The 10,870-nt window shown below is 61.7% G+C and carries 9 protein-coding genes; all 9 read right to left on the reverse strand.

The features are described from left to right. On the reverse strand, window positions 1-1,660 hold a 1,660-nt coding region (locus EOM25_09545), incomplete at its 3' end, for a PAS domain S-box protein (GenBank protein ID NCC25418.1). A 30-nt stretch (window positions 1,661-1,690) separates the two neighbouring features. Then, window positions 1,691-2,947, reverse strand: a complete 1,257-nt coding sequence (locus tag EOM25_09550; GenBank protein ID NCC25419.1) for an HDOD domain-containing protein — start codon at window positions 2,945-2,947, stop codon at window positions 1,691-1,693. A 55-nt stretch (window positions 2,948-3,002) separates the two neighbouring features. After that, on the reverse strand, window positions 3,003-6,710 hold the full coding sequence (locus EOM25_09555; protein NCC25420.1) for a PAS domain S-box protein: 3,708 nt from the start codon (window positions 6,708-6,710) through the stop codon (window positions 3,003-3,005). Window positions 6,711-6,881: 171 nt separating this feature from the next. Beyond that, window positions 6,882-7,490, reverse strand: coding sequence for an arylesterase (locus EOM25_09560; GenBank protein NCC25421.1), 609 nt, complete (start codon window positions 7,488-7,490; stop codon window positions 6,882-6,884). 101 nt (window positions 7,491-7,591) lie between these two features. Then, complete coding sequence (locus tag EOM25_09565) at window positions 7,592-8,389, reverse strand: sulfite exporter TauE/SafE family protein (GenBank protein NCC25422.1); 798 nt, start codon at window positions 8,387-8,389, stop codon at window positions 7,592-7,594. Beyond that, entirely contained in the window at window positions 8,386-9,081 is a 696-nt protein-coding gene (locus EOM25_09570) for a FadR family transcriptional regulator (protein NCC25423.1), read from the reverse strand. Before EOM25_09570 ends, EOM25_09565 begins: the two co-directional genes overlap by 4 nt. 76 nt (window positions 9,082-9,157) lie before the next feature. Further along, complete coding sequence (locus tag EOM25_09575; protein NCC25424.1) at window positions 9,158-9,562, reverse strand: (deoxy)nucleoside triphosphate pyrophosphohydrolase; 405 nt, start codon at window positions 9,560-9,562, stop codon at window positions 9,158-9,160. Further along, window positions 9,559-9,996, reverse strand: coding sequence for a hypothetical protein (locus EOM25_09580; GenBank protein NCC25425.1), 438 nt, complete (start codon window positions 9,994-9,996; stop codon window positions 9,559-9,561). Before EOM25_09580 ends, EOM25_09575 begins: the two co-directional genes overlap by 4 nt. Before the next feature lie 5 nt (window positions 9,997-10,001). Continuing rightward, window positions 10,002-10,853, reverse strand: a complete 852-nt coding sequence (locus EOM25_09585; protein NCC25426.1) for a DUF89 family protein — start codon at window positions 10,851-10,853, stop codon at window positions 10,002-10,004. Window positions 10,854-10,870 lie beyond the last annotated feature (17 nt).

A 10,870-nucleotide genomic window follows, 5' to 3' on the forward strand; every position in this document is an offset into this window, starting at 1 on the left:
TTTGGGTGTCCCAGTCCCAGATGCCGTCGTTGATGGCGGCCATGACGTTGGCGAAACGGTCCTCGCTTTCGCGTAGGGCCCGTTCGGCCATAACCCTGGCCGTGACGTCGCGCACGGCAGCGGCTCTGAAGATTTGCCCATCCATCTGTAAATCGCGGCCCTCGAGTTCGGCGTGGAAGATGTCCCCGTTCTTCCTCAGACACCGGACGACGTAGGGCCGGGCGTACTCCTTGACCATATTTTCGCGGACGATGTCCCGGTCGGCCTCATGGACCGAACGCTTCAGGATGTCTTGGCCGAGGAGTTCCTCGCGGCTGTAGCCGGTCATCCTGGCCAGGGCCACGTTCAGATCGACGACCACACCGTTCTTGTGGACAACGATGCCCTCCATGGTCACGTCCGACAAAAGCCGGTATCGTTCCTCGCTCTCCCGCAGAGCCTGCTCGGCACGCTTGCGCTCGGTATCGTCGTAGATCATGGACAGCATGACCTGACGCCCGCCCAGGGCAATGGTCTCGGCCGACCAGAGGACCGAGAGAATCAGCCCTGATTTGGTTTTGAACTCGATGGGCCTGTCCTTGAAGGAACCTTTTGTCTTGAGTCCGGCCACAGCCCGGTCCCGGTCGGTCGGGTCGGCCCAGATGCCGACTTCCTTGGATGTCCGGCCGAGCTGTTCCTGCCGGGAGTAGCCGAGCAATTCAACCCATCGATCGTTGACATCAATGAACCGGCCGGTCTCGATGTCCGAAACGACCTGGGCGGCTGGACTGGATTTGAAGGCCAGGGCGAAGCGTTCCTCGCTTTCTCGCAGGGACTCCTCGGTCCGCTTCCAGGCCGTGATGTCCCTTCCGACGCCGATTACGGCCTCAATCTCGCCCCAGTCGTTCAGGATGGCCGTGTCCGACCAGGCCAGCCAGCGCCAGCCGTGGGCAGTTTTGGCCCGTTGCTCGACGTAGGCCGTGTGCGGCGGACGAGACAGGGCCTCCATGCCCCGGGTAGTGGATTCCCGATCCTCCTCGTGGACCAGAGGCATGAACTCTCGGCCCAGCAGCTCAGCCTCGGTTTTGCCGAAAGTTCGGCAATAGCTGGGACTGACGAAGAGAAACCGGCCCTTGGAATCGACCTTGACCACAAGGTCGGTCTGGTGCTCGACAAGGAGGCGATATGCCTCCTCTCCGGCCCGCAAGGCCTGTTCGGCTCGTTTGAGAGCGGTGATGTCGACCAGACAGATAAGGACGATATTGTGACCTTCCTGGTTCATGGGCACGGCCGAGAGAAGGACATCATGGCGTCTCGGAGTCCCTTCCCGGATCAAGGTCACCTTGGTTTCCAGATCGTGAACGGGCCGACCGGAAAGGAGAACCTCGGCGATGGTTTGGCGGACTGGGCAGGCCTGGCAGCCAGTGGAGGATCCGCAGACCCGGTTCCCGGAGGCGTTCACGCAGTCGAATGCTTCGCCGAACCTTTTTCCAATCAGGGACATTTCCGGCTTTCCGGACAGGTCGTGCCCGGCCAGATTGATGTCCAGAATGACGGCCTCGGGACTGACCAGGATCATGGGGTTGGGGGCATGGACAAAGACCGGGCTCTGTTCCGGGCGGCCGTCGGCGCAGGCGGGAGTGGCCTGATCGGCCGGGGCAGAGGATGGTGCGAAGTCCATGGAAAAATCCTTGAATGACAGACTATGTCATCAGGTCATATCCAAAAATTTTCTAGCCCACAAGGTGGCCGCATTGAAATGTTTGGCCGTGTCCCTGGGGGAGACGCCCATCCGGACGAGGATATCGTCGGCCTGGGCCCATTTTCCGCATTCACAGGCCTGAGACAATTCCATCCATGGATGGAGGCCCTCGTCCTGGCCCAGAAGGGCATTGGTCAGGCGGGGTTCCAGGGCCAGACCCGGGACGATGGTCTCCATGGGCCGGGCCAGGATGGCGTCCAAAAAGGATAACAGCCCGAAGAGAAACATGGAGTCGGCGGGCAGGATGTCCCCGTTCCTGGACAAGGCCATGAGCTCGTAGAATCGGGCTCGTTGCAGGGAAAAGAAGAGAAGCTCGTGGGTCCGGGGCGAGGGGTTCATGTCGGCCAGGATCAGAACCCGAAGCCAAGCGGAGATTTTCCGCTGGCCCAGCAGGTTAACGGCCTGGGCGATGGATTTGACCTCGTGACGCAGTCCGACCCCGGGGGAATTGATGTAGCGGAGCAGACGATAGCTCAGGGAAAGATCGGTCTGAATGATTTTGGAGATGCGGGCCAAGTCCAGGTCCGAAGAGCCGAGTTCCTGGAGGAGCTGGAGCTTGGAGCGTTCGTTGGCGCTGAGCTTCTTGCCGGCCATGAGTTCGGGTCGGCTGAAGAAGAAGCCCTGAAAGAGGTCGCAGCCCAGTCCCCGCCCCATGTGAAAGGTCCCCATGTCCTCGACCCGTTCGGCCAGCAGGGTGCAGCGATGGCGCTCCAGGCTTCTAAGGATCATTCCCAGGCGGAGTCTCGGAATGCCCAGAACATCGACCTTAACCAGATCGACCAGATCGAGAAGCGGCTCGAAGCCGGGCGTGCCGATATAGTCGTCCAGGGCCAAAACATAGCCTTCGGATTTGAGCTCGGCGCAGGCGTCGACGAGTTCCGGGGTGATGTCCACGGTTTCCAGGATCTCGACCACGGCCACCTCGGGCGGGAGAACCCGAGGTGCACCCTGGATAAGCATATCCGTTGGGTAGTTAATGAGAATCTTCTGGCCGTTTCGGAGCCATTCCCTGGCCATGTTATAGCCGTCGACGATGACCTGGGAGGTGGCCGCGTTGCCGTCGGTGATGACGGCCGTGTCGCTCTCGGCATTCTGGCGGAAGAGGAGTTCGTAGCCCCAGGTGCGCATGTTCCCGTCCATGATGGGCTGGCGGGCCACGAAGACCGATTCGGTGGCTTCGAATTGGGCGGGCGTCGTTGTGGTCATCTAGGCCTCCTGTTTAATGGGGCAAGAGGGGGGGCCACCTGGGACTCGAGGAGGGTCATGGGGAACTTCCGGGGGCATTGTTCGACACGGCGACGACCTCGGCCACAGCCGTCTCCAGGTCCGAAACCAGGGCCTGGGCCTTGGCGACATCCCCACATTTGGCCGATGACTCAAGATCCCAGGCCGTTCGTCCCAAGGCCTTGCAGGATGCGTTCATGGCCGTGCCCTTGAGCGCATGGGCCATCAGGTGGGTGGCGGTCATGTCGCCGGCCAGGATGTGCTCCTTGATGGAACGGAGCTTGTCCGGAAGGCCGCGAAGAAACAAGGCCAGAAGTTCGTCGGCCATGGTCTCGTCGTCCATGCACCGACGGATCAGTTCGGCCCGGTCGAAGACCGGAAGACATTCCGGGTCGGAGACAATCCCGGCGGGAGGGGGGGTTCGGGCCACCGGGCCCCGGTCTCTGTCGGCGGAGTCCTTCCTTTCGGCGGTCAGCCAGCGGGAGAGGACCCGGGCCAGTTGTTCAGGGTCCACGGGCTTGGTGACAAAGTCGTCCATGCCGGCCTCGAGACATTTCTGGCGGTCCTGGTCCATGGCCGCGGCGGTCATGGCCACGATGGGAAGACCGGGGCCGAAGCGTCCGGCCCGGATGCGGCGGGTGGCCTCCAGTCCGTCCATCTCGGGCATGTGAACGTCCATGAGAACCAAGTCATAGGGCGCGGTTTCCAAAGCGGCCAGGACTTCTAGGCCGTCCGCGGCCACGTCGGCGGTCAGCCCCAGCTTGCGAAGGATGCCCACGGCCACCTGTTGGTTGATGGCGTTGTCCTCGGCCACCAGTACCCGTCCGGCCAGGTTGACCCGTTCATCGGCCTTTTGATTTTTCAGGGAATTGGTCAGGCCAGCCGGGGCAAGACATTCGGTCTTTCGGGCTCCGGCAAAGCAGGCCGTGAACCGGAACTCGGAGCCCTGGCCCGGGAGGCTGGAAACGCTGATCTCTCCTCCCATCAGGGCCGCCAATTCTTTGGAGATGGCCAGACCGAGGCCGGTGCCCCCGAAACGGCGGGTGCTGGAGGCGTCGACTTGGTAGAACTTGTCGAAGAGGTGGGGAATCTTGTCCTCCGGAATGCCGATGCCGGTGTCCCGGACCGAGAACAGGAGGCGGACATGGTCGCTGTTGGGGCCGTTTTCAGCCACTTTGACCCGGATGTCGATCCGACCCTGCTCGGTGAACTTAATGGCGTTGCCGACGAGGTTGATCAGAATCTGGCGAAGTCGGCCGGGGTCGCCATGCAGGGCCGAAGGCAGGTTCGTCTCCAGGGCGGAGGCGATTTCGAGCCCTTTTTCCCGGGCCAGGGGGGACAGGGCGGCCACGCAGTCCTCCACCAGGAGGCCGGGATTGAAGTCCATGGCCTCCATGTCCAGCCGTCCGGCCTCGATTTTCGAGAAGTCCAGGATGTCGTTGATCAGGCAGAGGAGACTTTCGGCGCTGGTCCGGATGTTCAGGGCGTAGCGCCGCTGATCCAAATCGAGATTCGTGTCCAGGAGTAGCCCGGCCATGCCGATGACCCCGTTCATGGGGGTCCGGATCTCGTGGCTCATGTTGGCCAAAAACTCGCTCTTGGCCCGGCTGGCAGCCTCGGCCCGTTCCTTGGCCTCTCGGAGTTCGTCCTCTTCGCGTTTCCGCTCGGTGATGTCCTCGGCAATGGCCAGAAGAAAGGCCGGATGTCCGTCCCGGCCCAGGATGGGTATCTTCTTGGTGTGCAGGAGGCGGGTTCCTCGGGTGGTCTGGACGACCTCCTCGTCGATCTCGACCATCCGGCCGCCTTCGAGAACCTCTCGATCCATGGCGGTGAAGGAGTCCGCCTGCTCGCGAGGGAAGAAATCGTAGTCGTTCCGGCCGAGGAGTTCTTCCGCCGAATAGCCGAGGAGTTCCTGACCGGCCTTGTTGAAGCGGACGAAGCGGAGATCGCGGGCCTCCTTGATGGCCACCATGTAGGGGATGTTGTCGATGATGTTCAGCAGGAAGCGTTCCCGTTCCCGGAGTCCTTCCTCGGTCTTTTTCAGGTAGTCGATGTCGGCGAGCATGGCGAAGGATCCGGCGAAGCGACCCTCGTCGTCCAAAAGGGGCGTGCCCGAGACCCTGGTCCAGACCGTGCTTCCGTTTTTGTGGAGGTGGCGGCGGTCGTATTCGTCCTTGCGCCCCTGTCGTCGGTCGGCCATGCGCCGGTGGTAGTCCTCCCGTTCCTCGGGATGGATGAAATCGGTCACGGGTCGGCCGATCATCTCCTCCGGGGTGTAGCCGAGCATGTCGGCCATCTTGTGGTTGACGAAGGTGATTCGGCCCTGATCGTCCAGGGCCCGGACCCCCTCATTGGCCGTCTCGACGATCATCCGGTATTTTTCTTCACTGACTTGGAGACTGTGCTCGGACCGCCAGCGGAATACGGCCATGGCAAAGAGATGGGCCAGGGCACCAACGACCTTGAGGTCCTCGTCGGTGTAGTCACGCCCGGGGTTGGCCAGGGCGATCTGGCCGTAGAGCTGGCCGTCGTAGATGGCCGGCACGGACAGAAATCGTTCCAGGGGGACATGGCCTTCGGGCAGACCGCTGGAGGCCGGATGGGTCGAGGGAGAGTTGGTAAAAAATGGCACCAGGATGTTCAGGGAGTGGCCCCAGAGGCAGGGGTATCTGTCGTCTTTGCGGGGAAAGACAATGGGCCGGTCCTTTAGCTGACAGAGGTCCCCGCCCATCATGGCCGACAGGGTGTGACTGACGTTGTCCTTGGTTTCGGGGTCGATGGAGGAAACGAATCCGAAGGCGCTGCCGGTCAGGTTCAGGGCATGGGCATGAACGGCCCAGGCAATTTCGGCCAGGGAGACCCCGGGCAGGGTCAGAAAGCGGGCCAGATGGGCCAGGGCCTCGTTGGTGGCGGATTCCCGTTCGATACGTTCATCGGCCATCCGGCGGTCGGTGATGTCGATGAAGATGCCCTGATTGATCTCCCGTCCGTCGACCTTGATGATGGTCGAAACCAGATTGACATGGCGGATTCGCCCGGATCGAGTGACTATGTCCACATCCACGTTCAGGCTGTTCTGGGCGTTGATGTTCTGGACGAACATTTCCCGGTAGTGGTCAAGCTTGTCCGCAGGGTGGAGGGCCGTTTGGTGCAGGCCGATGAGCTCCTCCATTGAGTAGCCGAAAAGCCGTTCAGCTGCGGGGTTGCAGAGGACGATCCGACCCTGATCGTCGGCCCAGATGATGGCGTCTTTGTTTTGTTCGAAGATGAGGCGAAAAACCCGCTCGCTCTGGGCCAGGGCCTCCTCGGTGGCCTTGATGCGCAGGACCGACTCGACGCTGGCCAGGAACTCTTCATGATGGACGGGTTTGACCAGATATCCGTCGGCCCCGGAGCGAAGGCCGCGGGCTTTTTCTTCGGGGCTGGTCCGGTGCCCGGACACGAAGAGGATGTGGGTTTCGGACGTGTCTTGGTCGGACTTGATCCGGCGGCAGAAATCAAGGCCTGAGCCGTCGGGCAGGCCATGGTCCAGGAGGACCAGATCCGGATGCTCACGGCGGATGAGATTTAGACATTCCTGGCCCGTGGCTGCCAGCAGAACCCGGTATCCAGCCTGGGTCAGAATTTTTTTATGGATCAGGGAGAAATCAGGGTCGTCGTCGACGATCAGGATGGAGCGGGGCGATGTCTGGTTATGGGCCTCAAGGCCGGGAGGGTGCTTCGACTTATGAGATGCGTTCTGCATGGTCTCTCCGAAGATGAGGTCTGGCCGGAGCGAGGGTCGTCCCGTTTCCCTGCCGGATATCCTTCAGTATTCTATTCGTATTGATTTTTCATAGCGCACAAAAGAGCGGTTTGCCAAGCATGTCCGACGGCAAAAGTCGGACATTTAGAGATTGATTATCAAGGACCGGATTCAGGGAAGCGCACCTGACCGGCGGATCGTTTCGGCCAGTTTTTCGGCCATGAGGCCGTAGCCTGCGGAGTTAGGGTGGATCATGTCGCTTTTCAGTTCGGGTCGCTGAAGGATGTCGAGGAGGAGGTCTGGAACGAGAAGACAGCCGTGTTCCCGGGCCAGTTCCGCATAGAATTCGGGGACGGACAGGCCCCATCCTAGGCGAGGGACGCCGATGAGGACGACATCCCGGCCTTGGGACCGGATGAGGTCCAGCATGGCCGAGATGTTCTCCCGGGTCCGTCCTTCGTCCAGGCGGCGAAGAAAGTCGTTACCGCCGTGGCAGAGGATGACCAGGTCCGGCTGGTGGCGGTCCAGCAGGCCGGGGATCCGAGCTCGGCCCTCGGCGCTGACTTCGCCCGGCACCCCGGCGTTGACGACCGTGAGTCCGAGAGCCTCGGACAATACCTCGGGGTAGGATTTTTCGGGCGGAGCCCCGGTGCCCCGGGTCAGGCTGTCGCCGAAGGCCAGGATCACGCTGTCCGGTCCCAGGGGCCGGATAGAAGACTCCGGGCTTGACCCGCAGCCCCAAGCCAGGGCCAGGGCGAGACAGAAGGGGACGAGGCGCATGGGATTCCCTTGGTAAAGAGTCCAGCAAGCCGAGTCATATGCTTGATGAATGCTGACCCAATTTCAGGGCCTTGACAAGGAGAATCTGGAAACGAATCTGCTCAGAGCAGCCCGACGAGCATTCTGGTGCCAACGACGAGCAGCAGCACGGCGAAGACCTTCTTCAGGGGCCCCACAGGCAGGGCGTGGGCCAGACGAACGCCCAGGGGAGCGGTCAAAACGCTGGCCACGACGATTCCGGCCAAAGCTGGAAGATAGACAAAACCCAGAGAGTGCGGCGGTACGGCCGTGGCTCCCCAACCATTGACGATGTAGCCCAGGGTCCCGGCGATGGCGATGGGGAAGCCGATGGCAGCCGAGGTGCCGATGGCGTGGTGTACGGGCACGTTGCCCCAGAGCATGAAGGGCACGGACAGGCTGCCGCCCCCGATGCCCACCAGACTGGACACGGCCCCAATGACGTTGCCGGCTCCGAACATGCCGAGTCGTCCGGGCATCTCCCGTGAGGGCTTGGGCTTCTTTCCAAGTAGCATCTGCCCGGCAACGTAGTAGAGAAAGAGGACGAAAAAGGCTTTTAATCCATCGGAAGGAACGCGGGCGGCCAAGCAAGAACCCAGGTAAGTCCCGAGAAGGATGCCCGGGGTGATGGTTTTGACAATGGACCAGCGGACCGCGCCCCGGCGGTTGTGGGCCAGGAAGCTGGACACGGCCGTGAAGATGATGCTGGCCATGGATGTGCCCAGGGCGATCTGCATGGTCTGTTCCGTAGGCAGTCCCTGGAGGCCGAAGCAGAAGATGAGCATGGGCACGATGACCAAGCCGCCGCCGATGCCGAGCAGTCCGGCCAGGACGCCGGCCACGGCTCCGACCAGGGTGTACATGACGAGAATGGTGATCACGAGGGGCTCTCCTTGTCGGCGCGTCTGAGCAGATTGAGGTCCATTTCGTTCATCATCAACATCAGATGGTCGGCCATGGCCTGGCGGGCCAAGTCAGGTCGTCCGGCCTCCACGGCCTGGATCAACCGAAGATGGCCTTTTCGTGAATGGACGGGCCTGGGTCCGCCCCTGAGGTCTTGGGAGCGGCAGGGGGCGATAATTTTGTCCATGGCTTCGAGAATATCCACAAGAATCGGGTTGCCCGTGGCCCGGGCCAGTTCAAGGTGGAATTCGGCATCGGCTGGGCCGTCGTCCCGGCCGCTCATGGTCAGCATTTCCTGTTCACAGACAAGTATCTTGAGCCGGGCTATGTGTTCTGGGCAGGCTCGCCTGGCCGCCAGTTCGGCGACGGCAGGTTCCAACACCAATCGGGCCTCCTGAATGTGTTCCAGGGTCCGGCGGCGGGAAAGTAGCTCCGGGGAAAGCAGGACCTCAAGCGATCTGGGTCGGGCCAGAACATAGGTCCCATCTCTTGGTTTGCTACGGAGCAGTCCCCGTTCGCCTAGGGTACGTATCGCCTCACGAAGGCTGTTCCTGGAAATCCGAAATCGTCGGGCCAGTTCCCTCTCCGAGGGCAGCCTATCCCCAGGAGCCATTTCCGGCCCGTCCAGCAAGGAGGTCAAGAGATCGAGAGCTTGGGTTCGTCCGTTCATATCCAAATTGGTAGGACCAAATAAATTGGTAGGACCAATAGGCTGAGTTCGACAGATGGTCAAGCTCGCGCGGCAGTCAGTTTTGGATTTGAAGTGAATCGAGAAAGGCAGCCAAAACCGGCACGTCGGCCTCGGCCCAGTCAAGGCTCCTCAGGCTTTTGGGTTCAAGCCAGGCCAGACGAGCATGTTCCCGGGGTTCGGGACATCCGTTGGCAATTACGCAGACGAAAGGATGCAGGGTGATGATGAAATCGGGATAGCAATGGGTGGAAAGGGGCAGGGCGTGGACAATACGGGCTTCGACGCCCAGTTCCTCTTGCAATTCCCGTATCAGGCAGGCCTCGGGAGTTTCTCCGTGTTCGATCTTGCCGCCGGGAAATTCCCATTTGAGGGCCATGGCCATGGCCGGACTCCGCTGGGCCGCCAGGACGAGGCCGGATTCCTGAATGATGGCACAGGCCACTTCGACATAGGGGTTCATTGCTTCCAGTGTCCTTGCCGACCCAGGGCCCAGGCCTGCCAATGGAGCCGACTGGAGGCCAAAAGGGCCAGTCCGATCAGGGAATCGAACAGGGCCGGAACCATAGGGTGGACGGGCAACCCGGCTACAATGCGACCGAAAACGATCATGGCCCCCGCCAAAAGCCAGGTTCGGACCGGAAGCATCGTCCAGAGGTGGGCGCCTGCGGGCAGAGATTGGAGGCGATCGACGTTCTTGCGGGCCATGGGGTCGAGGATCAGGCGAGCCTTGGTCAGTCCGGCCACGAGAACAAGCCCGATCCAGATGGAGCAGGCCCACCCCGTCAGGCCAAGACCTCCGGCTTCGAGCCCCCGGATCAGAAGAGCCAGCCCGACCCCGGTCCAGAGGCAGGCCGTGGCCAGGATGAGGGCTCGGGGAGAAAAGATCGGGAGCATGGAAATCAGATGCAGCGAAAAATGGAACTTCTCTCGGGCTGTCCGGTCAGGCGGGCCACAACATGGCATTTGACTTTGAAGGCGTAGTGAATGTCGGGCCATTCCCCGATCAGGGCCTCATAGTTGCCTTGCCCCTTGCTGACGACCAGGTCGGCGGATTTGAGGATCTCCAGGAACTCCGCAGAGCAGCGGGAAAGAACCGTGCCTGGGGTGTCGACCCCGGAGGAGACCACCCGGCAAAGACTGGGGAGGCCGAAGAACTGGGCGTCGTCCATGGTGGCGTCGTTCAGGATTGGCCGGCCCCGAACGGCGTAGGTCACCCGGCAGTCCCGATCTTGAAGTTGGCGGACCAGAAGACCGTCCAGGCCGATTTCTCCGGCGTTGTCGCCAAGGATGAGGACATGGGGGCGCCGGCTCACGGCTGCGGAAAAATCGGGATAGTCCCGGGCGGCCCATTCCGAGCCGGATTCGTGGCCCAGGGCTTCGGACCAGGAGCAGCCTCCCGGGGCCCCGGCGTCCAGGGAATTCCCGATGATAGACAGTTCCAGAGCGGTGAGCAGGGGATCCGGATTCGCATCCACCATGGCGAGCAGGTCAGGCAATGCCTGGAGGATTTCCCTGTTGGAGCGGCTTTTGTATTCGGCAAAGGGGTCTGTGCAGCCGGTGAGGTCCGGGATCATCCCGTAGAGTTCGCCAGCCAGTTCCGGTGGGGAGAGGGAGAGGTCCAGCTTGGGGAAGGCCTCGGCCCAGGCCATGAGCACGCGTTCGTGCATGGACGGATCGTTCGGGGCCATGAGTCGAACACCGGCCAGAGCCTGACGGAGGAAGCAGGGAAGACAGTCGAGGGAAGTGCGCATGTTTTTTCCAAAAAAAA

The organism is Deltaproteobacteria bacterium, assembly GCA_009929795.1.
Lineage (GTDB): Bacteria > Desulfobacterota > Desulfovibrionia > Desulfovibrionales > Desulfomicrobiaceae > RZZR01.

Bases quoted from the DNA above. Each gene is read 5' to 3' on its own strand.
- EOM25_09550 (NCC25419.1), bottom strand. From the start codon at position 2,947: ATGACCACAACGACGCCCGCCCAATTCGAAGCCACCGAATCGGTCTTC.
- EOM25_09555 (NCC25420.1), bottom strand. From the start codon at position 6,710: ATGCAGAACGCATCTCATAAGTCGAAGCACCCTCCCGGCCTTGAGGCC.
- EOM25_09560 (NCC25421.1), bottom strand. From the start codon at position 7,490: ATGCGCCTCGTCCCCTTCTGTCTCGCCCTGGCCCTGGCTTGGGGCTGC.
- EOM25_09570 (NCC25423.1), bottom strand. From the start codon at position 9,081: ATGAACGGACGAACCCAAGCTCTCGATCTCTTGACCTCCTTGCTGGAC.
- EOM25_09575 (NCC25424.1), bottom strand. From the start codon at position 9,562: ATGAACCCCTATGTCGAAGTGGCCTGTGCCATCATTCAGGAATCCGGC.
- EOM25_09580 (NCC25425.1), bottom strand. From the start codon at position 9,996: ATGCTCCCGATCTTTTCTCCCCGAGCCCTCATCCTGGCCACGGCCTGC.
- EOM25_09585 (NCC25426.1), bottom strand. From the start codon at position 10,853: ATGCGCACTTCCCTCGACTGTCTTCCCTGCTTCCTCCGTCAGGCTCTG.